Raw genomic sequence first — 23,779 nt, 5'->3', positions numbered from 1 at the left:
ATGACCCCTGAACTGATCCAAGAGTTGGGCGATGAGCTGTTCGAGGCGCTCCAAGGCCGCAAGACCTTGGCACCGCTCACCAGCCGCCACCCTGAGATCACCATTGCCGATGCCTATGCCGTGCAACAACGCATGACAGCCCGTCGCCTGAGTGCAGGCGAGCGCGTGATTGGCAAAAAAATTGGTGTCACCAGCAAAGCCGTGATGAACATGTTGGGCGTGTACCAGCCCGATTTTGGCTGGCTGACCGACGGCATGGTCTACAACGAAGGCGAAGCCATTCCGGCCGACACCCTGATCCAGCCCAAAGCCGAAGGCGAAATCGCTTTCATGCTGAAAAAGACCCTCAAAGGCCCCGGTATCACCGCGGCCGATGTGCTGGCCGCCACCGATGGCGTGATGGCCTGCTTTGAGATTGTCGACTCGCGCATCCAAGACTGGAAGATCAAGATCCAAGACACCGTGGCCGACAACGCCTCCTGCGGTGTGTTTGTGCTGGGCGACCGTTTGGTCGATCCGCGCGATGTCGATTTGGCCACCTGCGGCATGGTGCTGGAAAAGAACGGCGAAATCGTCGCCACCGGCGCGGGCGCAGCCGCCTTGGGCCACCCGGCCAACGCCGTGGCTTGGTTGGCCAATACCTTGGGCCAGCACGGCATTGCGCTGGAAGCCGGCGAGGTGGTGTTGTCGGGTTCGCTGGGCATCATGGTGCCCGTGACGGCTGGCGACAACCTGCGTGTGACCATTGGCGGCATCGGCGGTTGCTCGGTGCGCTTTGTCTGATTTTTTGGAAAGAACTGCAATGGCAAAAATCAAATGTGCCCTGATTGGGCCTGGCAACATTGGTACGGATTTGCTGGCCAAGCTGCAACGCAGCCCGGTGCTGGAGCCGGTCTGGATGGTTGGTATTGATCCTGAATCCGATGGCCTCAAGCGCGCCAAAGAAATGGGCCTCAAAACCACCGCCGAAGGCGTGGATGGCCTGATTCCCCACATGAAGGCCGACGGCATCCAAATCGTGTTCGATGCCACCAGCGCTTACGTCCATGCGGAAAACAGCCGCAAAGTGAACGAGCAAGGCGCGCTGATGATCGACTTGACTCCTGCCGCCATCGGCCCCTACTGCGTGCCCCCGGTCAACCTGAAAGACCACGTCGGCAAGGGCGAGATGAACGTCAACATGGTCACCTGCGGCGGCCAAGCCACCATCCCGATGGTGGCTGCTGTGTCGCGCGTGCAGCCCGTGGCCTATGGCGAAATCGTGGCCACCGTGTCCAGCCGTTCTGTCGGCCCCGGCACACGCAAAAATATCGATGAATTCACCCGCACCACCGCTGGCGCAGTGGAAAAGGTCGGTGGCGCTAAAAAAGGCAAGGCCATCATCATCATCAACCCCGCCGAGCCACCGCTGATCATGCGCGACACCGTGCATTGCCTGACCGAAGGCGAGCCGGATCAAGCCGCCATCACCCAATCCATCCACGACATGATCAAGGAAGTGCAAAAGTACGTTCCTGGCTACCGTCTGGTCAATGGCCCCGTGTTTGATGGCAACCGCGTCTCGGTCTTCTTGGAAGTGGAAGGCTTGGGCGACTACCTGCCCAAATACGCTGGCAACCTCGACATCATGACCGCTGCGGCTGCCCGCACCGCCGAGATGTTTGCCGAAGAAATGATTGCAGGCCGCCTGACCCTCAACCCCGTGGCCGCCTAAGGAGATACCAAGATGAGCAGTTCCCTCAAAGGCAAAAAAGTCCGTCTGCACGACATGACCCTGCGCGACGGCATGCACCCCAAGCGCCACCTGATGTCGCTGGAGCAAATGAAGTCCATCGCCACCGGCTTGGACGAGGCTGGCATTCCGCTGATTGAAGTTACCCACGGCGACGGCTTGGGCGGCTCTTCCGTCAACTACGGCTTCCCGGCCCACACCGACGAAGAATACCTGGGCACCGTGATTCCATTGATGAAGCAGGCCAAGGTCTCGGCGCTCTTGCTGCCCGGCATTGGCACGGTCGATCACCTGAAAATGGCGCATGAGTTGGGCGTGAGCACCATCCGTGTGGCAACCCACTGCACCGAGGCCGATGTGTCGGAACAGCACATCACCTTGGCGCGCAAGATGGGCATGGACACCGTGGGCTTCTTGATGATGGCACACATGAACAGCGCCGAAGGGCTGGTCAAGCAAGCCAAGCTGATGGAGAGCTATGGCGCTAACTGCATCTACGTCACCGACTCGGCTGGTCACCTGCTGCCCGACGGCGTGAAAGAGCGCCTGAGCGCCGTGCGTGCCGCCCTGAACCCCGAAACTGAATTGGGCTTCCACGGCCACCACAATTTGGCCATGGGCGTGGCCAACAGCTTGGCCGCGATTGAAGTGGGGGCTACCCGCATCGATGCCGCTGCCGCAGGTTTGGGTGCTGGCGCTGGCAACACCCCGATGGAAGTGCTGGTGGCGGTGTGCGACCTGATGGGCATTGAAACCGGTGTGGACGTGTTCAAGATCCAAGACGTGGCCGAAGACTTGGTGTTCCCGATCATGGACTTCCCAATTCGCATCGACCGCGATGCCCTGACGCTGGGCTACGCTGGTGTGTACGGCTCGTTCTTGCTGTTTGCCAAGCGTGCCAGTGCCAAGTACGGCATCTCGGCGCGTGAAATTCTGGTCGAAATGGGCCGCCGTGGCATGGTCGGTGGTCAAGAAGACATGATCGAAGACACCGCCCTGACCTTGGCCAAGGCCCGTGGCTTGAAAGTTTCCTAAGGAATTGACATGGCATTGAACGCCTCTACCCTAGACCAACTGGCCCAGCACTTGGAAAACTGCCAGTTGCAGGCCCAAGATACCCTGAAAATCACCGAAGCCCATCCCGATATGGATTGGGACGATGCCTACGCCATCCAAGACCGCATCTTGGCCAGCAAGCTCTCCAAAGGCGCACGCATCGTGGGCTACAAGGCCGGTTTGACCTCGCACGCCAAAATGAAGCAAATGGGCGTGACCGACCCGGTGTTTGGCTTCTTGGTGGATGAATATGTCGTGCCCGAAGGCGGCGAAGTCAAGGTAAGCGAGCTGATCCACCCCAAGGTGGAGCCAGAAATCTGCTTCATTACCCGCACCGAACTCAAAGGCCCAGGCTGCCATATCGGCGCGGTGCTGGCGGCCAGCGATGTGGTGTTGCCCGGCATTGAAGTGATTGACAGCCGTTACCGCGATTTCAAGTTCGACTTGAAGAGCGTGATTGCCGACAACACCTCGGCCTCGCGCTTTATCGTGGGTGGCCGCATTGCCCCAGCCCGTGATGTCGATTTGCGTACGCTGGGCGTGGTGCTGGAAAAGAATGGCGAACCCGTGGCTTTGGGCGCTGGTGCCGCCGTGCTGGGCCACCCCGCTGCGGCTGTGGCCATGCTGGTGAACCACTTGGGCCGCCGTGGCCAGTCTTTGCCTGCCGGTAGCTTGATTTTGTCGGGCGGCATTACCGAAGCCGTGCCGGTGCAGGCCGGTGACAACGTCACGTTGCGCATTCAAGACCTGGGCAGCGTCTCGGTGCGTTTCGTCTAAGCACAGCGCGATTCCAGCGGCTACACCACAGCCGCACTGCGGGGCTGCGCACTGCGTTGGCCCCGTTTTTTCATGACCTTTGGGAGGAGACAAACCCATGCATTCTGAATTTCAAGTGCGCCGCCGTGCGGCCCTGCGCTGGACAGCTGCCGCCGCAGCAGCTGCCGTGGCACCTGCTTGGGCACAGGCCAGCGATTGGCCCAACAAACCCATCAAATTGATCGTGCCTTTTCCTCCCGGTGGCCCGGCAGATGTGATGGGGCGTTTGGTCGCACAGGTGCTGGGCACCGCCCTGAAGGCCACCGTTGTGGTAGAGAACAAGGCCGGTGCTGGGGGCAATTTGGGCACCGAGCAAATGGCCAAGGCAGCCCCAGACGGCTATACCTTGGGCCTGTCGGCTATTAGCAGTTTGGCCATTGCCCCTACTTTGCAACCCAAGTTGGGCTATAGCGTAGAACGCGACTTGCTGCCGATCTCTTTGGTGGGTGTGGCACGTGGGGCATTGGTGGCACATCCGTCAGCACCGTTCAATGACCTCAAAGGTTTGATTGCCTATGCCAAGGCCAATCCCGGCAAGCTGGCTTATGGCAGCTCGGGTGTCGGCACCTCCAACCATTTGCAGGGTGAATACCTGGCGATGCGTGCGGGCATTGAGTTGTTGCATATCCCCTACAAAGGTACAGCACCGCTGGCACAAGACTTGTTGGGCGGAGCGATCCCGATGGCCTTTGAAAGCTCTTTGGTCACAGCAGGCCCGAATGTGCAAACCGGAAAGCTCAAGGCGATTGCCATCACGGCCCATGGCCGTGCGCCTTTGCTGCCCCAAGTGCCCACTATGGAAGAGCAAGGGGTCACTCCGTTTGATATGCCCACTTGGTTTGGCGTGGTGGCACCGGCCGGTTTGCCCCGTGCCATAGCCACGCAGCTAGAGCGGGTGTTGGGCGAGGGGCTGAAAACCCCAGCCATACAAGAGCGTTTTGCAGCCATTGGGGCCGACCCCCGCCCCGGCACCTCGGCGGCTTTTGCCAGCTATATCCGCGAGGAGACCCAACGCTATGCCAAGATCATTCAGCAAGCCAAAGTCACGCTCGATTGATCTTCTGTGAATTTTTAACCCCCCATTTGGAGATAGAACTATGCCCTTTGCCCAGATTTACATGCTTGAAGGCCGCACCGAAGAACAAAAGCGCGCCGTGATCGAAAAAGTAACCCAAGCCCTGAACGAGGCTGTGGGCGCACCCAAAGAAAACATCCGTGTTTGGATTCAGGACGTGCCCAAAGAAAACTGGGGCATTGCTGGCGTGAGTGCCAAAGACCTGGGCCGCTGAACACTGCTGCCTCTGCCGCCACCAGCCGTTTTATTGGTTGGTGGCCGCCAGCACTTCGGTCATGCTGGTCAGGCCCTGCAGCACTTTTTCAATACCGTCTTGGCGCAGGGTGCGCATGCCCGCGTGTAAAGCGGCTTGGCGGATTTCAATCGCTGGGGCACGATGGCGGATATGTTCGCGGATCGTGTCGTCGCTGACCATCAGCTCATGGATTCCCAACCGCCCCCGATAACCATGGTGGTCGCATTGGCTGCAACCTTGCGCACGCCATAGTCGAATCTCGCCTCGCGTTGACGAACCATACTCCTGGTGCCAGCGTTCAATCAGGCGGCTGCGTGCTTCGGGTGTGTTTTGCAATGGTGAGCCGCTGTGTAAGTATTGCGATGCCAGGCGCTCGAGCGGTTCTGGGCTTAGTACCAAGGGGGTTGCGCATTCAGCGCACAGGCGCCTTACAAGGCGTTGCGCCAAAATGCCCAACAGCGAGTCAGAAAAGTTAAACGGGTCTAGGCCAATTTCCAGCAGGCGGTTAATGCTCTCTGGGGCAGAATTGGTGTGTAAGGTGGACAGCACCAAATGCCCGGTCAAAGAGGCCTCTACCGCAATGCGTGCGGTTTCTTCATCGCGCATTTCCCCAATCATGATGACATCGGGGTCGGCCCGTAAAAAGGTACGCATGGCGGCAGCAAATGTCCAGCCAATGCGTGGATTGATTTGCACTTGGCGCAACCCCGACTGGCTGATTTCAATCGGATCTTCGGCGGTCCAAATCTTCCGGCCTTCGGTGTTGATGTCTCGGATCACCGAATGCAGCGTGGTGGTCTTGCCACAGCCGGTAGGCCCACAGACCAAGAGCAGGCCATAGGTCTTTTTCACTATTTCGCGCAGCACCGTCAGATGCTGTTTGTTCAGCCCAATTTGCTCCAGTGGCAAGGGCTTGGCACTGGCAAGCAAACGCAGCACCACATCCTCTAGGCCGTGGGAGGTAGGCACTGTCACCACGCGCAACTCCAGTGCAGAACCACCGAAGCGGGCAAAATCAATTTTGCCGTCTTGGGGTTTGCGGTGTTCCGAAATGTCCATGTTGGCCATGATCTTGATGCGTGCCACCAGCGCATAACGAAACCGCGCAGGCAGTTCCAAGTAGCTCATCAGTTGGCCGTCTACACGCAGCCGAATGCGCACGTTTTGGGGGGCAGGTTCGGTCTCAATATGGATGTCAGAGGCGCGGTGGGCAATGGCTTCTTCAATCACCGTATTAATCAACCGCACCAAGGTGTTGTCCGATTCACTGACAACATCGGTCTCTACCGTGTCTGCCTCGGCTGATGCACTGGACAGGTTACTGACCAACTCGCGCGAACTGGCCCGTGGGGCGTTGGCTGGGGAGCGGGCCTCACCAGCCGTGGTGGTCAAAGCCGCCTTGGGTGTGGCGGTAGGGTAGGTGCGGTAGGCGTTGGCAATCGCTGGCAGCAGGGTGCCAGGGGCTGCCTGCAAGGCAATGGGGCGGCGTTGGGTTAAAAAGCGCAACTCATCCAGCAAAGCGCGCTCGGACGGGTCAGACACCAGCACCACCAAGGCATCTTCGCGTGCCAACAGCGGCAGCACCGATTCCCGTTCAGCCACATTGCGCGGCACCAAGGCCAGAGCCACCGGATCGGGCTGGAGGTGGCTAGGGTCTACCAAGTGTTTGCCCAACCAAGAGGCAATCACTTCTTGTAGCTGTGCGGCACTGACATGGCCGCATTCGACCAAAATTTGACCGATAGGGCGTTCGTGCCCCTGTTCCCGTTCGGTTTGCTGTAGCTTGAGGCTTTCCGCCAAGGTGTTGGTATCCAACACCTTGGCGTGGATCAGGGCTTCGCCCAGATGCCGTGCCTGCCCTAAGGTGGGATGGGGATTGGTTGCCAAGGCCCACAATTCATCCGCATGGCATGGCGTGAAATAGGGTGCGGCCGCAGCATCAGGGGTCAGAGGCATGATCGGAAAAGGAAAAATCCCAGCAGGCAGCGAAGTGCAACCTCCTTCCCTGAATATATAGTAGCCGCAGTACAGATAGCTACAGACAATCAACGGGTGGCAAGCACCCACGGCGCGGGGTAGCGCCACAGAGTGGGCCGCTGCGGCGGCTCTAGCCGATAGCGGGCGCAGCAGCCCGGTTCTGCTTCCAGCACGACACGACCAGACTTTAAAGGCAGAGATTGCCCCGCCTTGAGCACATGGTCTTGGGCATCGTGGGTTTGCGTTAGCCACAGCGTGCCTTGCTCTACAACCAAGACGGTGTTGCGGGTGGCAGCGAAGGCTTGGATGGCGCCAGACGAGAGGATGGTGGTGGTGTGCATTGCAAAAACTCCTGATAAGTGTTCTGCACTGTCCGCTGTCTGGTGTTGCAACAACAGATACAGCCGCCAAGAATCCGGAGCCACCCAATAGGGATGGCAGGGCCATCTGTGTGGTCACGAACAGCCAGCATCTGTACTGGTTTGTTTGTGCCGAGCAGTATTTGTATCAAGCACAATCATGGGGCCATGGCGTCAGCACCAGAACTCACCCCCTCTTCCACATCACCGTTGTATGCGCAAATTGCGCAGCGCATGGCTTTGTTGATTGATCACCGCGCCTTCAAGCCAGGGCAGCGATTGCCCTCGGTGCGGGACTTGGCCGCCACCAATGGTGTCTCTATTTCCACGGCTGTGCAGGCACTGCGGTGGTTGGAAGAGCGCAACTTGGTCGAGGCACGGCCCAAATCGGGCTACTTTGTGGCCCAGTCCGGGCGTGCGTTGGCCCTGCCTGCTACCAGTCGTCCACCCCGGCGCAGCATGGTGGTGGAGCGGCAAAGCCGGGCCGAAGTGCTGATGGCTTTGGCCGAAACCAGCCATGTCGTCAGCTTTGGTGGTGCCTGCCCCAAAGACCCGCTGTTTTTTGATGAAACACGGGTGCGCACGGCCCTCAATCGGGCCACAAGGGCACACCGATTTTCTTTGGTGGAGTACAGCGATTCCCCAGGTTCTCAGGCGTTGCGGACGGCGGCAGTGCAGCGTGCCTTGCATCTGGGCTGCCAGTTAGAGGCCGACAACATCGTGGTGACGGCCAGTTGTATCCATGCGGTGGGGTTGTGTTTGCGTGCGGTCAGCAAGCCGGGCGACATCGTGGCGTTGGAGTCACCCACCCACTTTGGTTTTTTGGATCTGTTGGAGTCCTTGAACCTGCGGGTGCTGGAGATTCCCACCCATCCCAAAGAAGGCATCTCCTTGGCAGCGTTGCAACTGGCGCTGGATACCCAGCCCGTTAAGGCCGTGCTGACAGTGCCCACGCTGTCCAATCCTTTGGGGGCGGTGATGCGTCACCAAAACAAAAAAGCCTTGGTCAAAATGCTGGCCGACCGGCAGATTCCGCTGATCGAAGATGTGGTGTTCAATGACCTGATGGCCTCCGATGAGCGGCGCAAAGCGGCCAAGGCTTTTGATGTCGATGGTGGCGTGATGGTCTGTGGCTCTTTTTCCAAAACGGTGGCACCGGGCATCCGCTTGGGCTGGGTGGAGGCAGGCCGTTGGCACGATACTGTCAGGCGCCTCAAACGCACCCAAGGCGTGCCCACCAATGCCGTCTTAGAAAACGCGCTGGCCGATTTGGTCACCCAGGTCGGTTATGAATCCCGCCTGCGACGCCTGAGCCAATACATGAAGGAACGCTTGTCTGAGGCCCGGGATTTGATCGCCCAGAGTTTTCCGAAAGGCACACGGGTCAGTGCGCCCCCATCAGGCTACACCCTGTGGCTGGAGTTGCCAGAGCAGTTTGATGCCATGCAACTGTTTCGCCAATGCCAACGGGAAGACATCATCTTTGGCCCAGGTGGCTTGTTTTCTGCCACCGACCGTTTTGACCATTGTTTGCGCCTGAGCTTTGCCGGGCCGTGGACTCACGTGGAAAAGCGGGCGTTGGTGCGGATGGGGGAGTTGGCCCGGCAACAAATGGGCGTGGTGGTGGCCCCAGGGTAGTGGCGTGCATCAGAAGACGTAGCCCTGCGCCGATGGCATCACCCGTTAAACCACCAGCGCCAGCACTAGCAGCAAACTCAACGCAGAAAACAGGGTTTGGAACGTAATGATGCTGGCCATCAAATCACTGTTGCCCCCCATTTGTTGGCTGAGCACATAGGCGGTGGGGGCGGTGGGCAGGGCAAAGAACAGCACCAAAATAGTGGTTTCGATGCTGGGCAGTTGCATAAGCCGTGCAACGATGAACGTGATGAGGGGGGCCATCAGCAGCCTGGCCGAACTGTTGAGCACCAGTGTGGTGAGCTGGCCCCGTATGTGATGGAGCTGGAGGGCGGAGCCCACACTCAAGAGCCCCAACGGCAAGCTGGTGTTGGCCAGCAGCGTTAAAAAACGGTCCGTGCCCCATTGCAACTCTGCACCTGAGAGATTGAAAAAAATGCCCGCTAAGCAAGAAAGAATCAGGGGGTTTTTGGCAATCGGGGCAAGCAGTGCTCGGACGCTGGTGTGTTGTCCTGCGGAAAAGGCCAACACCGAGATGAAATTGACGATAGGCACCAAGATGGCAATCATCAAAAGGGCCATTGATAGGCCTTCTCGGTGGTACAGGCTGCCAATGACGGCAATGCCCAAATAGGTGTTAAATCGCAAAACTCCTTGCAACAAAACCCCAAAGTGCGATGCGGGCCACTTTCTAACGTAGCGTAGCACCACCAAGCCTAGCCCCAAAACCGATAACACCAGAATGATTGCCACCAACAAACGTGGCAGGGCAGGGTTGTTCAACGGTGCAGTGCTAAGACTGCTAAAGAGCAGGGCCGGAAAGAGAATGAAATAATTCAGCCGTTCTGCCCCGTACCAAAACCCGTCGCTCGGAAAGTTCAGGCGCTTCATTCCATAGCCAGCCAAAATCAAAACAAAGATCGGCCAGATGGATGCCAAGATGTGGTGCATCGAAAGAGAGAGGGTGGTTGGGTTTTGAACACTGGCCGGATGGGGCAAAACCGGCCAGTCGGACTGGGCTGTGGATCAGTCAGGGTGTGAGCGGCTCAACGGCCCAAGGCATAAAACTCGGCATTGGGGCGCATGCTGGTGACGTTGGCCAAGCGGTTGGACATGCCAAAAAAGGCAGAAATACCGGCAATGTCCCACATATCCTCTTCGGTAAAGCCGTGGGTCTTGAGGGCGTCAAAGTCTGCCTCACCCACCAAGTGGGCGGTTTGCGACACCTTCATGGCAAAATCAATCATCGCTTTTTGGCGCTCGGTGATGTCTGCCTTGCGGTAGTTGGTCGCTACTTGGTCGGCAATCAGCGGGTTTTTGGCCCGAATGCGAAGAATAGCGCCATGGGCCACCACACAGTATTGGCATTGGTTCACGCTGCTGGTGGCAACCACAATCATTTCCCGCTCGGCCTTGGTCAGGTTGCCAGGCTTTTCCATCAAGGCGTCGTGGTAGGCAAAGAAGGCCCGAAACTCATCGGGGCGATAAGCCAGCGTGAGAAATACATTGGGCACGAAGCCGGACTTTTCTTGCACCGCCACAATGCGTTGCCGAATGTCTTCGGGCATGTCGTGCAGTTCAGGCACTGGGAAGCGGCTGATGGGGGCTGGATGGGATGCGCTCAAGAGGTTCTCCTACGAGGGTGAAAAAATGTGGATGAGGGGGTGGTGGTTTATTGATGAACATCCACCACAATGCGGCCCCGGATTTGGCCGTTCAACAAGTGCTGGGCCAGAGGAATGGCCTCGTCCAGCCCCACGGTGGTGCTGATGTGGCCGAGCTTGTCAAAATCCAGGTCGGTGCTGAGGCGTTGCCAAGCCAACAGCCGATCGGCACGGGGGCACATCACACTGTCTATGCCCACCAACGTGACCCCACGCAGGATGAACGGGGCCACCGTGGCCGGAAAATCCATACCAGCGGCCAAGCCACAGGCTGTGACGACACCCCGGTATTGGGTGGTAGCACAAATATTGGCTAACACATGGCTGCCCACCACATCCACGGCCCCGGCCCAACGTTCTTTGCCCAAGGGCTTGCCGGGAGTGGCAAATTGCGCCCGTTCGAGCACTTCTGTGGCCCCAAGTTGTTGGAGGTAGGGTGCGTCTTGGGGGCGTCCCGTCACGGCCACCACTGAATAGCCAAGCTGGGCCAGCAGCGCCACAGCCACACTGCCCACGCCGCCCGCAGCACCAGTGACCACAATGTCGCCGTCTTGGGGTTGAACGCCATGACGCTCCAGCGCCAAGACGCACAACATGGCGGTATAGCCTGCGGTACCAATGGCCATGGCTTGTTGGGGCGAGAATTGACGCGGCAATGGAATCAGCCAATCGCCATTGAGGCGGGCTTTTTGGGCCAGTCCGCCCCAATGGCCTTCTCCCACCCCCCAGCCATTGAGCAGCACCTGGTCTCCCACTTGGTGTGCAGGGTGGGTGCTGGCCTCTACCGTGCCAACCAAATCAATGCCAGGCACCATCGGAAACTTCCGTACCACTGGCCCTTTGCCAGTGATAGCCAAGGCGTCTTTGTAGTTGAGTGTAGAGTGGCTCACACGCACCGTCACATTGCCTTCGGGCAGTTGGGCCTCGTCTATTGCCTTGACGGTGGCACGGTAGCCTGCATCGTCTTTCTCCACCAAAATTCCCTCGAACATACGGCTCTCCTTTGAATTTAGACCGATCGTCTAATTTAATGCAAAAAAATCAACCCGGTGGCAAACTGGCAAAGAAAAATTCTGCAAATACGTCCAGTGGCGCAGCCGTTTGCTCCAACTTGGCCCGCAGCACGGCGCCCTCCCAACCAATCCAGAAAAAGGCCGCCCATTGTGGCGCACTGGCACCAAGGGCCAACTCACCCATCTGTTGGGCCTCTACCAAACAGGCGCAGAAACGGGCTTGCCAATCTTCCAACGTGCCCTTGAGTTGGGCCCGAAAACTTTCAGGCAACGATCCCATCTCCTGCCCCAGATTGCCGATCAGGCAGCCTCGGCGGTATTGGTGGCGGGCCATTCCTGCCTTGGCATCTTCGACAAAGGAGCGCAAACGAGCCAAGGGCGTCAGCGATAGATTGCGCAGGTGGCGATCGAGTTTGTGGGCAAAGAACGCACCATAACGCTCAATCAGCCGGAGACCGAAGGCCTCTTTGCTCTCAAAGTAGTGGTAGAACGACCCTTTGGGCACACCAACACGGCCCAAAATTTCCTCTATGCCGGTGGCAGAAAAACCCTTCTCGGTCAGGACTTGCAGGCCCGCACGCAACAGCAATTCTCGCGTGTCGGTTAGGTCGTCACGCTGCTTGGGTGGTCTGCCACGACGGCGAGGTGGGGCGAGTGGGGCTTCCATCGCTCGATTTTAGACTGATTGTCTAAGAATAAAAGAAGGCCGCATAAAAAACCACGCACCCTTGTTAGAGGCTCCAGTCATAGTCGATGGTCAGCGGCGCATGGTCACTAAAACGCTGCTCTTTGTAGATGCTGGCGCTGTGTGCCTGTGCTGCTAGTGCAGGCGAGGCCAATTGGTAATCAATGCGCCAACCCACATTGTTGGCCCAAGCCTGTCCTCGATTGCTCCACCAGGTGTAGGCCTCGCCGGTGGTGTCTGGATGCAAGCGACGGTACACATCCACCAGCCCCTCTTGTGACAAGAGTTGGGTCATCCACGCACGTTCTTCGGGCAAAAATCCGCTGTTTTTCAGGTTGCCTTTCCAGTTTTTCAGATCGATGGCTTGGTGGGCAATGTTGATGTCACCGCACAAAATGAACTCGCGTTCGGCCTGCAATTGCATCAGGTGCGGGTGAAAGCTGGCCAGAAAACGGAATTTGGCTTGTTGGCGCTCCTCGCCGCTGGAGCCACTGGGAAAATACACGCTCAGAATAGACAGCTTGCGCGTGGGTGTGTCAAAGCGCAGTTCAATGCAGCGGCCTTCGGCGTCAAACTCTGGGTCGCCGTAGCCCGTGCGCACTTCGCTGGGTTCGTGTCGGGTGTAGATGCCCACGCCAGAGTAGCCTTTTTTCTCGGCATAGTGAAAATAGCCCTGTAATCCGGCCAGAACATCAAGCTCGCCCTGCACATCAGCAGCTTGTGCCTTGAGTTCCTGCACACAAATACAATCAGCGCGTAGTGAAGCCATCCAGGCTTGCAGACCCTTACGGTTGGCCGAACGCAGGCCATTCAGATTGAGGCTGGTTAACTTGAACAAGGAATTTCCCATGGTGGTTGGTAGCGCCCAGGCGCAAGACAAAGGCCTGCTGGCCCAAGATTTTGTGGGCTTTGCAGTGGAGTCGGGCGTTTTACGCTTTGGCGAGTTCAAGACCAAGGCTGGACGCCTAAGCCCGTACTTCTTTAATGCCGGGTTGTTTGACGATGGCGCCAAAATGGGCCGTCTGGCTGAATTTTATGCAAAGGCCATTTTGGCCAGCGGTATCGAGTTCGACATGGTGTTTGGCCCCGCCTACAAGGGCATTCCACTGGCTGCTACTGTGGCGGTAGAGTTAGCCCGCCAAGGCCGTAACGTGCCTTTTGCTTACAACCGCAAAGAAGCCAAAGACCACGGCGAGGGAGGCACTTTGGTGGGAGCACCCTTGCGCGGCAGGGTGTTGATTGTGGATGATGTGATGTCGGCAGGCACGGCGGTGCGTGAGTCCATCGCCCTGATCCAATCCGCTGGCGCCATTCCCTATGCGGTGGCCATTGCCTTGGATCGCCAAGAAAAAGCCACAGAGAATGGGCATGATGTAGATCACAGTGCAGTGCAGTATGTGCGCGATCAGCTCGGTTTGCAGGTCTGTGCCATTGCCCAGTTGGCCGACTTGCTGCAATATCTGCAAGCTGCTGGTGGCTCCGAGTTGGGCAGCCATCATGAGCGGGTGCTGGCTTACCGTCAGCGTTATGGCGTCAACGAAGGAGCGTCCGATTGAATTTGCGCACACACTTGCCCAGAGGTACCCCTGTGTTGCGTGTAGCACTATGGGCGATGTTGGCAAGTGGCTGCGTCCAATGGGCATGGGCGCAAGCGCCTGCGCCCACGGCTGCTGGTATTTATACCTGTGTGGATGCCCAGGGGCGGCGTCTCACAGCCGACCGGCCCATTCCCCAATGTGTAGATCGTGAGCAGCGTGAATTAAGCCCCCAAGGCACTGTGCGCCGGGTGATTGGCCCCACCTTGACTGAGCACGAGCGGACAGCATTGGAGGCCCAGCGGCGCAAAGAGCAGGAAGAGCGTGCCCAACAGGCTGAGGAGCGCCGCAGAGAGCGCGCCCTGTTGGCCCGCTATCCTAACCAACTGGCCCACGATGCCGAGCGAGCCGAGGCCATTGTGCAGATTGATTTGGTCAGTGGTGCCGCCGTCAAGCGCATTGAGGAGTTGCAAGAGCAGCGCAAGACCTTGGATCTGGAAATGGAGTTCTATCGCAAAGATCCAGCCAAGGCACCGATGTCACTGCGCCGTATGTTGGCAGAGAACGAAGCCAACGTGCTGGAGCAGCAACGTTTTATTGCTAACCAAGACCGAGAAAAGCGCCGTGTTCACCAACGCTTTGATCTGGAGTTGGCCCAGTTGCGCCAACTATGGGCCACCCAACGCGCGCCGTTGGTGCCCCTGCCTACCCAAGCAGGCGTGTTGCCACTGGTGCCCACGGTGCCCGCAGGCACTTACATGACGCCCCGCCCCCCAGCGGGCGCACCGTAGTAGCCTTGGCGCACAGGCCAAGGCTTGGGGTTAGGCCAGTTTGGCCTTGAGCAAATCGTTTACCTGCTGCGGATTGGCCTTGCCTTTGCTGGCCTTCATCACTTGACCAACCAAGGCATTAAAGGCTTTGTCTTTGCCAGCACGGTATTGCTCCACATTGGCGGCATTGGCAGCAATCACCTCATCAATGATTTTTTCTAATGCGCCAGAGTCATTCATTTGCTTGAGACCTTTGGCCTCAATCACCGCATCCACCTCGGTGGCTTCACCGTTCCACAGAGCATCGAACACTTGTTTGGCGGCATTGTTGCTGATGGTGCCGTCGCTGATGCGGCCAATCAGTGCAGCCAATTGGGCGCTGCTGACCTTGGTTGCATCGATACCAATTTCTTCCAGATTCAGGCGGCGCGAGAGCTCGCCCATCACCCAGTTGGAAACCAGCTTGGGCTGGCCACAGGCTTGGGCCGCAGCTTCAAAGTAGGCCGCCATGCCTTGGCTTTGCGTCAGCGTGGTGGCGTCGTACTCGGGCAGGCCATAGTCAGCCACAAAGCGGGCTGCCATCACGCGGGGCAGTTCGGCCATGTCGGCACGCACTTGTTCTACCCATTCCGGGGCCACCACCAGCGGTGGCAGATCGGGGTCGGGGAAGTAGCGGTAATCGGCCGCATCTTCTTTGGTGCGCATGGCACGGGTTTCGCCCGTGTCGGGGTTGAACAGCACCGTGGCTTGCTGGATGGCGTGACCGTCTTCAATCTGTTCAATTTGCCAGCGGATTTCGTAATCGATGGCCTGCTGCATGAACTTGAACGAGTTCAGGTTCTTGATCTCGCGGCGCGTGCCAAGGGGCTGGCCCGGTTTGCGCACCGAGACATTGGCATCACAGCGGAACGAGCCCTCTTGCATGTTGCCATCGCAAATGCCAATCCAGGTGACGATTTTGTGCAGCTCTTTGGCGTAGGCCACGGCTTCTTCGGTGCTGCGGATGTCGGGTTCGGTCACGATTTCCAGCAGCGGCGTACCGGCGCGGTTGAGGTCAATGCCCGACTGGCCGATAAAGTCTTCGTGTAGTGATTTGCCCGCATCTTCTTCCAAGTGGGCGCGCACCAGCCGTACGGTTTTTTTCTCGTCGCCCAAGAAGAACGACACTTCGCCCCCTTGCACCACCGGAATCTCAAACTGGCTGATTTGGTAGCCCTTGGGCAGATCCGGGTAGAAATAGTTTTTGCGCGCAAAAATGCTGCGTGGCGCAATCGTGGAGCCTAGCGCCAAGCCCAGCTGGATGGCGCATTCCACGGCCTTGCGGTTCATCACCGGCAGTGTGCCGGGCAAGGCCAAATCGACGGCGCAGGCTTGGGTGTTGGCTTCAGCGCCAAAGGCGGTGCTGGCGCGGCTGAAAATCTTGCTCTGGGTGGCAAGTTGGGCATGGGTCTCGAAGCCGATCACGACTTCGTAGCCTTGGATGAGTTTGGCAGTCACGGTCAGAAACCCTCGGGCTGGCGCAGATGGAAATCAGTGGCTTGTTGCAGGCGGTGCGCCGCATTGAGCAGGCGTGCCTCTTGGAAGTAGTTGCCAATCAGTTGCAGGCCCACCGGCATACCCTGTGCGCCAAAACCAGCTGGCACGCTCATGCCGGGCAGCCCAGCCAGTGAGGCAGGCAGGGTAAAGATGTCGGCCAGATAGTCGGCCAACGGGTCGCTGCTGTGTTCGCCCAGCTTCCAGGCCACGCTAGGGGCCACCGGCCCGGCAATCAGATCGCACTGTTGGAAGGCTTGCTGAAAGTCGTCCGCAATCATGCGGCGGATTTTTTGCGCTTGCAGGTAGTAGGCATCGTAATAGCCGTGGCTGAGCACATAAGCCCCGGTCATGATGCGGCGCTTGACCTCATCGCCAAAGCCTTCGGCGCGGGTCTTTTTGTACATATCTTCCAAGTCGGTGAAGTTTTGTGCGCGGTGGCCAAACTTCACCCCATCAAAGCGGCTCAGATTCGAGCTGGCCTCTGCCGGGGCAATGATGTAATAAACCGGAATGGATAACTCAGTGCGCGGCAGGCTGATAGGCACCAGTTTGGCCCCGAGTTTTTCATATTCTTGCAGCGCGGCATCCACAGCCGCACGCACATCAGCGGCCAAGCCTTCGCCAAAGAATTCTTTGGGAATGCCAATGCGCAGGCCTTCGAGGCTGTCATTCAGGCGGGCGCTAAAGTCTTCGGCTGGCACATCCAAGCTGGTGGAGTCGCGGTCGGGGTCAGGGCCGCACATGGCCGAGAGCAGCAGGGCGCAGTCTTCGGCGCTGCGCGCCATCGGGCCGGCTTGGTCTAAGCTGGAGGCATAGGCAATCATGCCGTAGCGGCTGGCGCGACCATAGGTGGGTTTGATGCCAGTAATGCCACAGAACGAAGCCGGTTGGCGAATCGAGCCACCGGTATCCGTGCCGGTCACGGCCGGGGCCAGCCGTGCGGCCACGGCCACGGCACTACCGCCGGAGGAGCCACCGGGCACGCGCGTGGTGTCCCAAGGGTTGCGTACTGGAGCCGGGGCATCAAAGCCTACCGGGGCCACGGCAGAGTTCTCGTTGGCCGAACCCATCGCAAACTCATCGCAGTTGAGCTTACCCAGCGTCACAGCCCCAGCTTGGGCCAAACGGCTCACCACCGTGGCATCAAAAGGCGATTGGTAGCCCACCAGCATTTTGGAGCCAGCGGTGGTAGGAAAGTCCCGCGTGACAAAGATATCTTTGTGCGCGATGGGCACGCCCTCCAAGGGGCCAGCCGTGCCAACGGCCAAACGGGCATCGGCAGCGCGGGCTTGGGCCAGTGTGGCTTCTTCATTCAGCGCCACATAGGCACCCAAATGCTGATGTGCGCGTGCACGGGCCAGAAAATGTTGTGCCACTTCTGTGGCACTGACGCGCTGCTGGCGCAGTTCGGCAGCCAGTGCCGTGACACTCAGGTCGTGCAAGGGAGTATGGGAGAGGGACATGGGCTTACTCAATCACTTTGGGCACCAAGAACAGGCCGTTTTCTACTGCGGGGGCGCTGCGCTGGTTGGCTTGGCGCTGGTTGCTCTCAGACACTACATCGGCCCGCAGGCGCAGGGCGATGTCTTGCACCACGGCCACCGGGTGGGCCAGCGGCTCAATGCCAGTGGTGTCCACAGAACGCATTTGCTCGACAATGTCAAAAAAGCCGTTGAGCCGGGTGAGCATGCGCTCGCTCTCTTGCGGGCTGAGTTCCAGCCGGGCCAGATGGGCGATGCGGCCGATGTCTTGGGGGGTCAGTGCCATAGCGAAGACGTGATCAGAAACCGGATGTAAAGCTGTGCTTGCTACCGTGTGGGTAACAGGGTATTCACAGGGGATGCGGTATTATCCCGCCTTTGCCGCAATACCCTGCCCATCACCGGTCATTGTGCGAAAAAGAGCCACTTTAGACCCCATATACACCCCGTAAACACCCGGCGACTGCAAGCCGAAGCGCATGCCGTGCCCGAGAGGATTTTTGAATGTTCGGAGCTTTCCGTCGGTATTTCTCCACCGACTTGGCCATTGATCTTGGCACTGCCAACACCCTGATTTTTGCCCGCGACAAGGGCATCGTGCTCGATGAGCCTTCTGTCGTTGCTATTCGCCACGAAGGTGGCCCCCACGGCAAGAAGGTCATTCAGGCCGTTGGCCGTGAGGCCAAGGCCATGCTGGGCAAGGTGCCCGGCAACATTGAAGCCATCCGCCCGATGAAAGACGGCGTGATTGCCGACTTCGTGATCACCGAGCAGATGATCAAGCAGTTCATCAAGATGGTGCATCCGCGCACGCTGCTCACGCCCAGCCCGCGCATCATCATCTGTGTGCCCTGTGGTTCTACCCAAGTGGAGCGCCGTGCCATTAAGGATGCTGCCGAGGCTGCTGGAGCCACAGCGGTCTATCTGATTGAAGAGCCGATGGCCGCTGGCATTGGTGCTGGTCTGCCGGTGTCTGAGGCTTCAGGCTCGATGGTGGTGGATACTGGTGGCGGCACCACCGAAGTGGGCGTAATCAGCTTGGGCGGCATGGTCTACAAGGGCAGCGTGCGCGTCGGTGGTGATAAGTTTGACGAAGCCATCATCAGTTACATCCGGCGCAACTACGGCATGTTGATTGGTGAGCCTACGGCAGAATCCATCAAAAAAACCATCGGTTCTGCCTTCCCCGGCTCCGAAGTCAAAGAGATGGAAGTGCGTGGGCGCAATCTGTCCGAAGGTGTGCCGCGCAGCTTCACCATCTCTAGCAACGAGGTACTCGAAGCCTTGACTGAGCCCCTCAACCAGATTGTTTCTGCCGTCAAAAATGCGCTGGAGCAAACCCCGCCAGAGCTGGGTGCCGACATAGCCGAGCGCGGCATGATGCTCACGGGCGGTGGTGCGTTGCTGCGCGATTTGGATCGCCTGCTGGCCGAAGAGACGGGTCTACCGGTGCTGGTGGCCGAAGATCCGCTGACTTGTGTGGTGCGCGGCTGTGGCATTGCGCTGGAGCGCATGGGCCGCACCGGCAGCATTTTCACCAGCGAGTGAAAGCCCGGTCTGCGTTGCGGGCCAAGCCCTTTGCAGTAGCATGATGGCCATTGTCCTGGCCTCTTTGGTGCATGTGTTTGCCCGCAACGGCAGGCCCGGCACCTGAACGGATGTCCCCATGCCCCTTGGCACCCTGGATCGCCGCGCGCCCTCCTTGATGCGGCAGGGCCCATCGGCCTTTTCGCAGATTATTCTCTATAGCGCCTTGGCACTGTTTCTGATGGTGGCTGATGCGCGCTGGCGCATTACCGATCCTCTGCGCCAATCGGTAGCGGTGGTGCTCTACCCCATTCAATGGTTGCTGTTGCAGCCCAAAGATTGGGCCAGCCGTGGAGAAGGGTATTTTGAGACCCTAGAGCAAGCACAAGCGGCTGCGGATGCAGCACGGCAGGAGCTGGTGCGTTTGTCGGTGCGTGCCAATCAGGCGCAAGAACTCCTAGAGGAAAATGAGCGCCTGCGCAAGTTGCTCGACTTACAAGAGCGTCTAGACCTTCCGGCCCATGCGGCCCAGATTCTTTACGACACTACCGACCCCTATACCCGCCGTGTGGTGGTCAATCGGGGCCAGATGCAGGGTGTGGTGCAGGGCTCGCCGGTGGTCGATGCCGCAGGTGTTTTGGGGCAGGTCACCCGTGTCTATCCTTTTTTGAGCGAAGTGACCCTGTTGGTCGATCGTGAACAGGCTATTCCGGTGCTCAATACCCGCACTGGTGCCCGTGGCGTTGCCTATGGCGACCCAGTAGCCAGCCATGGTGGTGGGTTGGAGTTGCGTTTTGTAGCGGCCAATGCCGATGTGCAAGAGGGCGATCTGCTTTCAACCAGTGGTATGGACGGTGTTTACCCAGCAGGGCTGCCGGTGGCTAAGGTGGTGCGCGTAGAGCGCCGAGCCGATTCGGCCTTTGCCCGCATCTACTGCAAACCCCAGGCCCAGGTAGAGGGGGCGCGCCATGTCATGTTGATCACGCCAGTCGATGATGTGCCGCCCCGTCCGCAGCCCGAACCAGCGGCTGCCCCCAAATTGGGAGCCCACCGATGATCATGCCGCGTGGGCAGCCATTGCTGCTGCCAGCCAATCCCGTATTCATGACCGTCAGTTTGCTGGTGGGCTTGGTGTTAAACATGCTGCCATTGGGGCAAGTGCTCTGGGTGCCAGATGTGCTGCTGATTTTGTTGGCCTTTTGGGGCATCCACCAACCCGACCGCATTGGCATGGGGGTGGCCTTCATGCTGGGGTTGTGCATGGATGTCCAGCAGTCTTCCCTGTTGGGCCAACATGCCTTGGCGTATGCCGCGTTGATGTTTGGCACCAGTCTGGGGCATCGGCGTTTGTTGTGGTTCAAGCCTTGGGTGCAGGCACCACAAATGTTGGGTTTATTTGCCGGAGTGCATGCGCTGCAACTGCTGATTCGTCTGCTCTCTGGTGGTGGTTTTCCGGGGGTAGAGGTGGCAATCGCTCCTTTGCTAGAGGCGCTGCTGTGGCCTCTGGCCAGTTGGGTGCTACAGGCGCCACAGCGCCGCCCCCCCGACAGGGATGCGAACCGCCCTTTATGACCCGGGTTGTCTGTCTGTGTACCAAGGCGGGTCGTCATGACTGAATTGCGCAATGCCCAGATGGATACTGCGCGTTTCCGTGCGCGGGTGGTGGTGGTGGGGCTGACGGTATTGTTGGCCTTTGCCTTGGTGGTTGCCCGTCTGGTGTTTTTGCAGGTGGTGCGCCATGCGGATCTGGCCGAGCAGGCCGAAAGCAATCGCACCGCGGTGCTGCCAGTGGTGCCCAATCGGGGTTTGATTCTGGATCGCAATGGCGTGGTGTTGGCTACCAACTATGCCGCCTATACCCTGGAAATCACCCCATCCAAGGCAGGTAATTTGGACAAGACCATTGAGGCGCTGTCTGAAGTGGTGGAAATCCATCCGCGCGATAAGCGCCGCTTTAAGCGGCTGCGCGAGGAGTCACGCAGTTTTGACTCTTTGCCTATCCGCACCCGATTGACCGATGAGGAGGTGGCCCGTTTTGTGGCCCAACGTTACCGTTTTCCGGGCGTGGATGTGAAGGCGCGGTTGTTTCGCAACTACCCGTTGGGGGATGTGGCCAGCCACGCCATTGGCTACATTGGCCGTATCAACCAAAAAGAAAAAGAACGCATTGAAGAGTCTGAGGAACAGTCTAATTACCGGGGCACCGAATACATTGGTAAGTTGGGCATAGAACAGAGTTTTGAGCCCCAACTGCATGGGGTGACGGGCGTGGATCAAATGGAGACTTCTGCTGGGGGGCGGGCAGTGCGCCGACTCAACAGCTTTCCGGCCACACCGGGCCACACCGTGGCGCTGACACTGGACATCAAGTTGCAGATGATGATCGAAGAGTTGTTTGGCGAACGCCGTGGTGCCTTGGTGGCGATAGATCCGCGCAATGGTGAGGTGCTGGCCTTGGTAAGCAAGCCGACCTTCGACCCCAATCTGTTTGTAGAGGGGATTGACCAAGAAAACTGGACGGCATTGAATGAATCGATTGACCGGCCCTTGCTCAACCGCGCCCTGCGTGGCACCTATCCACCGGGGTCTACCTACAAGCCCTTTATGGGCTTGGCGGCCCTAGAGACGGGCAAGCGCACACCGGGCACCATTGTTCATGACGGTGGTTCTTGGACTTTTGGGGGGCACACCTTCCGTAGCCACGGCGACCACGGGTTAGGGGCCGTAGATCTGCACCGCAGCATTGTGCAGTCCAGTAACGTCTACTACTACCAATTGGCCAATGACATGGGGGTCGATGCCATGCACGACTTCATGAAGCCCTTGGGTTTTGGGCAGCTCACTGGCATTGATTTGAATGGCGAGTTGCGCGGGGTGCTGCCCAGCCAAGAGTGGAAGCGCAAAACCTACCGCCGCCCCGAGCATAAAAAATGGTATGCCGGTGAGACCATCTCCTTAGGTATTGGGCAGGGGTATAACAATTTCACCATGCTGCAACTGGCCCACGCTACAGCCACACTGGCCAATGGGGGCACCCAGCACCGACCGCATCTGGGCATGGCCACCATTGATGCAGTAACCCGTGAGCGTCGCCCACTGCCGCAGCCGCCCTCGGTGCCATTGGGCTACAAGCCTGCCCATATCGATGTGATCCGACGGGCTATGGTGGGCGTTACGCAGGGTGGCACCTCTACCAAGGTCTTTGCTGGAGCCCGTTATTTGTCGGCAGGCAAAACGGGCACAGCACAGGCCGTGACGATTGGTCAGAAAGACAAATACAACGCGGCCCGTTTGCAGGAGCGCCAGCGTGACCATGCCCTCTATATTGCTTTTGCGCCTGCCGACAACCCTCAGATTGCCTTGGCCGTGATTGTGGAGAATGCTGGCTTTGGTGGTGCCCAGGCAGCGCCCATTGCCCGCCGGGTGTTCGATTACTGGCTGCTGGGCGAATACCCCAGTGAGCAAGATATTGCTGCTGTGCGCAAAGGGCAAGCAATGGCACCACTGGGTGAGCCTCGTTCTGTGGCGGACATCAGCCTGCCCGAGCGTTGAGCCGCCAAGCCCACCTTAGCGTATGAAGGCGTCGTAGCCTGTCTTGAGGATGAGGGCGCTGACCACGGCCATGAAAATGCCGCGCACAAACCCTGCACCGTGGCGCAAAGCCATCCAAGTGCCTAGCAGGCTGCCCAGCACATTGGCCACGGCCAGTGGCACGGCCAGATGCCACCAGACATGGCCTTTGACTGAGAACAGGATCAACGCGGCCACATTGGTCGCCACGTTGAGCACCTTGGCCGAGACCGAGGCATTCAAAAAGTCATAACCCAGCACACGCACAAACAAAAAAACAAAGAAGCTGCCAGTGCCTGGCCCAAAAAAGCCATCGTAGAAGCCTATGCCCGCACCAATCAGACTGGCAGCCCAGCATTCACGCTGGGCTGCTAGCCGAGGTGCATGGTGGCGGCCCAAATCTTTCTTCATCAGGGTGTATGCCAGCACAGCCAGCAAGATCAGTGGCAGCAACTTGCGCAGAAAATCGGGCGATAGCACCGTGACCGCCCAAGCACCAGCAAAGGCACCGACAAATCCGGCCAATGAGGCTGGCAGCAGGGCTGACCAGCGCACCTGTACCCGTCGGCTGTATTGCCAGCTGGCAATCGCCGTCCCCCAGACAGCCGCCGCCTTGTTGGTGCCCATCAGCGTGGCTGGTGCAGTGGTGGCAAAGGTGGCAAACAGGGCAGGCAGCAACACCAAGCCGCCACCCCCCACGATGGCATCTACAAACCCAGCCAGTAACGAGGCCAGCGTAACAACAAACCATTCCATGCCCAGATTGTCCCACCAGGACAAAAAAAAGGCGCTGACATGGAGTCAGCGCCTCGGAAGGGGGGTGCATCTCATAACGGATGCTTGAAAAATATGGTTGTGGCTTTGTGGTTTGTCTCCTCAGCCCCTCGTTGGGCGCATTGCAATGCGCCGTCGAGTGCCGTTAATGTAGCCGCCCGCACCGCTGCGGTGCATTGGGGGTTTCCCTGCCCCTGTTCTGGGGCGCAAGAGCGCCCATTTTCTTGGATACCCCCCTGCTTGGGCCTGGCATGGCTTGTGCAGTACCCACGGTACTACTACATCCACACAGGGAGAACGATGGTCATGCAAACAAGACGATACAAGGCCGGGTCG

24 protein-coding genes are annotated in these 23,779 nt (G+C 58.7%); 13 read left to right on the top strand and 11 right to left on the bottom strand.

Going from position 1 to position 23,779, the window contains the following annotated elements; genetic code table 11:
- The 6 genes from dmpE to ACYVB2_RS14175 all read left to right on the top strand — a co-directional run bounded on the left by dmpE (window position 1) and on the right by ACYVB2_RS14175 (window position 4,893).
- Entirely contained in the window at window positions 1-783 is a 783-nt protein-coding gene (gene dmpE, locus ACYVB2_RS14200) for a 2-oxopent-4-enoate hydratase (RefSeq protein WP_382434340.1), read from the top strand.
- A gap of 19 nt (window positions 784-802) precedes the next feature.
- Complete coding sequence (locus ACYVB2_RS14195) at window positions 803-1,714, top strand: acetaldehyde dehydrogenase (acetylating) (RefSeq protein WP_382434338.1); 912 nt, start codon at window positions 803-805, stop codon at window positions 1,712-1,714.
- Between the two features lie 12 nt (window positions 1,715-1,726).
- Complete coding sequence (dmpG, locus tag ACYVB2_RS14190) at window positions 1,727-2,767, top strand: 4-hydroxy-2-oxovalerate aldolase (RefSeq protein ID WP_382434336.1); 1,041 nt, start codon at window positions 1,727-1,729, stop codon at window positions 2,765-2,767.
- A 9-nt stretch (window positions 2,768-2,776) separates the two neighbouring features.
- A complete protein-coding gene (dmpH, locus tag ACYVB2_RS14185; protein ID WP_382434334.1) occupies window positions 2,777-3,565 on the top strand; it encodes a 2-oxo-3-hexenedioate decarboxylase in 789 nt (262 codons plus the stop codon).
- 97 nt (window positions 3,566-3,662) lie between these two features.
- A complete protein-coding gene (locus ACYVB2_RS14180; protein ID WP_382434332.1) occupies window positions 3,663-4,661 on the top strand; it encodes a Bug family tripartite tricarboxylate transporter substrate binding protein in 999 nt (332 codons plus the stop codon).
- Window positions 4,662-4,701: 40 nt separating this feature from the next.
- The gene (locus ACYVB2_RS14175) at window positions 4,702-4,893 is read left to right on the top strand and encodes a 2-hydroxymuconate tautomerase (protein WP_382434330.1); all 192 of its coding nucleotides are present in this window, start codon (window positions 4,702-4,704) and stop codon (window positions 4,891-4,893) included.
- A 30-nt stretch (window positions 4,894-4,923) separates the two neighbouring features.
- On the opposite strand, the gene ACYVB2_RS14170 is transcribed toward ACYVB2_RS14175, so the two are convergent.
- A complete protein-coding gene (locus ACYVB2_RS14170; protein ID WP_382434329.1) occupies window positions 4,924-6,870 on the bottom strand; it encodes a GspE/PulE family protein in 1,947 nt (648 codons plus the stop codon).
- Window positions 6,871-6,959: 89 nt separating this feature from the next.
- Window positions 6,960-7,232: a DUF2917 domain-containing protein gene (locus ACYVB2_RS14165; protein ID WP_382434328.1), complete on the bottom strand. Its 273-nt coding sequence runs from the start codon at window positions 7,230-7,232 to the stop codon at window positions 6,960-6,962.
- A 186-nt stretch (window positions 7,233-7,418) separates the two neighbouring features.
- Here ACYVB2_RS14165 and ACYVB2_RS14160 point away from each other — a divergent pair, with 186 nt between their 5' ends.
- On the top strand, window positions 7,419-8,888 hold the full coding sequence (locus tag ACYVB2_RS14160) for an aminotransferase-like domain-containing protein (RefSeq protein WP_382434326.1): 1,470 nt from the start codon (window positions 7,419-7,421) through the stop codon (window positions 8,886-8,888).
- Between the two features lie 45 nt (window positions 8,889-8,933).
- On the opposite strand, the gene ACYVB2_RS14155 is transcribed toward ACYVB2_RS14160, so the two are convergent.
- From ACYVB2_RS14155 to ACYVB2_RS14135, 5 genes are all read right to left on the bottom strand, one after another.
- The gene (locus tag ACYVB2_RS14155) at window positions 8,934-9,839 is read right to left on the bottom strand and encodes an AEC family transporter (RefSeq protein ID WP_382434324.1); all 906 of its coding nucleotides are present in this window, start codon (window positions 9,837-9,839) and stop codon (window positions 8,934-8,936) included.
- Window positions 9,840-9,934: 95 nt separating this feature from the next.
- Window positions 9,935-10,513 carry a peroxidase-related enzyme gene (locus ACYVB2_RS14150; RefSeq protein ID WP_382434322.1) on the bottom strand — a complete coding sequence of 193 codons (579 nt, stop codon included), beginning with the start codon at window positions 10,511-10,513 and terminating at the stop codon, window positions 9,935-9,937.
- 47 nt (window positions 10,514-10,560) lie between these two features.
- Window positions 10,561-11,544 (bottom strand): acrylyl-CoA reductase (NADPH), encoded by a 984-nt coding sequence (gene acuI, locus ACYVB2_RS14145; RefSeq protein ID WP_382434320.1) that lies wholly within the window; start codon window positions 11,542-11,544, stop codon window positions 10,561-10,563.
- Between the two features lie 49 nt (window positions 11,545-11,593).
- Window positions 11,594-12,232 (bottom strand): acrylate utilization transcriptional regulator AcuR, encoded by a 639-nt coding sequence (acuR, locus tag ACYVB2_RS14140; RefSeq protein ID WP_382434318.1) that lies wholly within the window; start codon window positions 12,230-12,232, stop codon window positions 11,594-11,596.
- Between the two features lie 64 nt (window positions 12,233-12,296).
- A complete protein-coding gene (locus tag ACYVB2_RS14135) occupies window positions 12,297-13,088 on the bottom strand; it encodes an exodeoxyribonuclease III (protein ID WP_460537054.1) in 792 nt (263 codons plus the stop codon).
- Window positions 13,089-13,098: 10 nt separating this feature from the next.
- Between ACYVB2_RS14135 and pyrE the strand changes: the two genes are divergently transcribed.
- Together pyrE and ACYVB2_RS14125 are read left to right on the top strand one after the other, a co-directional pair.
- On the top strand, window positions 13,099-13,806 hold the full coding sequence (gene pyrE / locus ACYVB2_RS14130) for an orotate phosphoribosyltransferase (protein WP_382434312.1): 708 nt from the start codon (window positions 13,099-13,101) through the stop codon (window positions 13,804-13,806).
- A gap of 56 nt (window positions 13,807-13,862) precedes the next feature.
- Window positions 13,863-14,576 (top strand): DUF4124 domain-containing protein, encoded by a 714-nt coding sequence (locus ACYVB2_RS14125; protein ID WP_382434387.1) that lies wholly within the window; start codon window positions 13,863-13,865, stop codon window positions 14,574-14,576.
- Between the two features lie 30 nt (window positions 14,577-14,606).
- Here the strand turns inward: ACYVB2_RS14125 and gatB are convergent, their stop codons facing one another.
- From gatB to gatC, 3 genes are read right to left on the bottom strand one after another with little or no spacing between them, the layout of a single operon-like run.
- The gene (gatB, locus tag ACYVB2_RS14120) at window positions 14,607-16,052 is read right to left on the bottom strand and encodes an Asp-tRNA(Asn)/Glu-tRNA(Gln) amidotransferase subunit GatB (protein WP_382434310.1); all 1,446 of its coding nucleotides are present in this window, start codon (window positions 16,050-16,052) and stop codon (window positions 14,607-14,609) included.
- Window positions 16,053-16,054: 2 nt separating this feature from the next.
- Complete coding sequence (gene gatA / locus ACYVB2_RS14115; protein WP_382434308.1) at window positions 16,055-17,554, bottom strand: Asp-tRNA(Asn)/Glu-tRNA(Gln) amidotransferase subunit GatA; 1,500 nt, start codon at window positions 17,552-17,554, stop codon at window positions 16,055-16,057.
- 4 nt (window positions 17,555-17,558) lie between these two features.
- Window positions 17,559-17,858 (bottom strand): Asp-tRNA(Asn)/Glu-tRNA(Gln) amidotransferase subunit GatC, encoded by a 300-nt coding sequence (gene gatC, locus ACYVB2_RS14110; RefSeq protein WP_382434306.1) that lies wholly within the window; start codon window positions 17,856-17,858, stop codon window positions 17,559-17,561.
- Window positions 17,859-18,076: 218 nt separating this feature from the next.
- Between gatC and ACYVB2_RS14105 the strand changes: the two genes are divergently transcribed.
- The 4 genes from ACYVB2_RS14105 to mrdA all read left to right on the top strand — a co-directional run bounded on the left by ACYVB2_RS14105 (window position 18,077) and on the right by mrdA (window position 22,651).
- The gene (locus ACYVB2_RS14105) at window positions 18,077-19,120 is read left to right on the top strand and encodes a rod shape-determining protein (protein ID WP_460537049.1); all 1,044 of its coding nucleotides are present in this window, start codon (window positions 18,077-18,079) and stop codon (window positions 19,118-19,120) included.
- Window positions 19,121-19,238: 118 nt separating this feature from the next.
- On the top strand, window positions 19,239-20,156 hold the full coding sequence (gene mreC, locus ACYVB2_RS14100; protein ID WP_382434302.1) for a rod shape-determining protein MreC: 918 nt from the start codon (window positions 19,239-19,241) through the stop codon (window positions 20,154-20,156).
- Window positions 20,153-20,671, top strand: coding sequence for a rod shape-determining protein MreD (gene mreD / locus ACYVB2_RS14095; protein WP_382434300.1), 519 nt, complete (start codon window positions 20,153-20,155; stop codon window positions 20,669-20,671). Before mreC ends, mreD begins: the two co-directional genes overlap by 4 nt.
- Window positions 20,672-20,707: 36 nt before the next feature.
- Window positions 20,708-22,651 (top strand): penicillin-binding protein 2, encoded by a 1,944-nt coding sequence (mrdA, locus tag ACYVB2_RS14090; protein ID WP_382434298.1) that lies wholly within the window; start codon window positions 20,708-20,710, stop codon window positions 22,649-22,651.
- Window positions 22,652-22,666: 15 nt separating this feature from the next.
- On the opposite strand, the gene ACYVB2_RS14085 is transcribed toward mrdA, so the two are convergent.
- A complete protein-coding gene (locus tag ACYVB2_RS14085; RefSeq protein WP_382434296.1) occupies window positions 22,667-23,425 on the bottom strand; it encodes a sulfite exporter TauE/SafE family protein in 759 nt (252 codons plus the stop codon).
- Between the last annotated feature and the right edge of the window lie 354 nt (window positions 23,426-23,779).

This window comes from Giesbergeria giesbergeri (genome assembly GCF_054779375.1).
The sequence above is the reverse complement of the archived record's forward strand: the minus strand, read 5'-3'. Positions and strand labels throughout refer to the sequence as shown.

Bases quoted from the DNA above. Each gene is read 5' to 3' on its own strand.
- dmpE (WP_382434340.1), top strand. From the start codon at position 1: ATGACCCCTGAACTGATCCAAGAGTTGGGCGATGAGCTGTTCGAGGCG.
- ACYVB2_RS14195 (WP_382434338.1), top strand. From the start codon at position 803: ATGGCAAAAATCAAATGTGCCCTGATTGGGCCTGGCAACATTGGTACG.
- dmpG (WP_382434336.1), top strand. From the start codon at position 1,727: ATGAGCAGTTCCCTCAAAGGCAAAAAAGTCCGTCTGCACGACATGACC.
- dmpH (WP_382434334.1), top strand. From the start codon at position 2,777: ATGGCATTGAACGCCTCTACCCTAGACCAACTGGCCCAGCACTTGGAA.
- ACYVB2_RS14180 (WP_382434332.1), top strand. From the start codon at position 3,663: ATGCATTCTGAATTTCAAGTGCGCCGCCGTGCGGCCCTGCGCTGGACA.
- ACYVB2_RS14175 (WP_382434330.1), top strand. From the start codon at position 4,702: ATGCCCTTTGCCCAGATTTACATGCTTGAAGGCCGCACCGAAGAACAA.
- ACYVB2_RS14170 (WP_382434329.1), bottom strand. From the start codon at position 6,870: ATGCCTCTGACCCCTGATGCTGCGGCCGCACCCTATTTCACGCCATGC.
- ACYVB2_RS14165 (WP_382434328.1), bottom strand. From the start codon at position 7,232: ATGCACACCACCACCATCCTCTCGTCTGGCGCCATCCAAGCCTTCGCT.
- ACYVB2_RS14160 (WP_382434326.1), top strand. From the start codon at position 7,419: ATGGCGTCAGCACCAGAACTCACCCCCTCTTCCACATCACCGTTGTAT.
- ACYVB2_RS14155 (WP_382434324.1), bottom strand. From the start codon at position 9,839: ATGCACCACATCTTGGCATCCATCTGGCCGATCTTTGTTTTGATTTTG.
- acuI (WP_382434320.1), bottom strand. From the start codon at position 11,544: ATGTTCGAGGGAATTTTGGTGGAGAAAGACGATGCAGGCTACCGTGCC.
- acuR (WP_382434318.1), bottom strand. From the start codon at position 12,232: ATGGAAGCCCCACTCGCCCCACCTCGCCGTCGTGGCAGACCACCCAAG.
- pyrE (WP_382434312.1), top strand. From the start codon at position 13,099: ATGGTGGTTGGTAGCGCCCAGGCGCAAGACAAAGGCCTGCTGGCCCAA.
- ACYVB2_RS14125 (WP_382434387.1), top strand. From the start codon at position 13,863: ATGTTGGCAAGTGGCTGCGTCCAATGGGCATGGGCGCAAGCGCCTGCG.
- gatA (WP_382434308.1), bottom strand. From the start codon at position 17,554: ATGTCCCTCTCCCATACTCCCTTGCACGACCTGAGTGTCACGGCACTG.
- gatC (WP_382434306.1), bottom strand. From the start codon at position 17,858: ATGGCACTGACCCCCCAAGACATCGGCCGCATCGCCCATCTGGCCCGG.
- ACYVB2_RS14105 (WP_460537049.1), top strand. From the start codon at position 18,077: ATGTTCGGAGCTTTCCGTCGGTATTTCTCCACCGACTTGGCCATTGAT.
- mreC (WP_382434302.1), top strand. From the start codon at position 19,239: ATGCCCCTTGGCACCCTGGATCGCCGCGCGCCCTCCTTGATGCGGCAG.
- mreD (WP_382434300.1), top strand. From the start codon at position 20,153: ATGATCATGCCGCGTGGGCAGCCATTGCTGCTGCCAGCCAATCCCGTA.
- mrdA (WP_382434298.1), top strand. From the start codon at position 20,708: ATGACTGAATTGCGCAATGCCCAGATGGATACTGCGCGTTTCCGTGCG.
- ACYVB2_RS14085 (WP_382434296.1), bottom strand. From the start codon at position 23,425: ATGGAATGGTTTGTTGTTACGCTGGCCTCGTTACTGGCTGGGTTTGTA.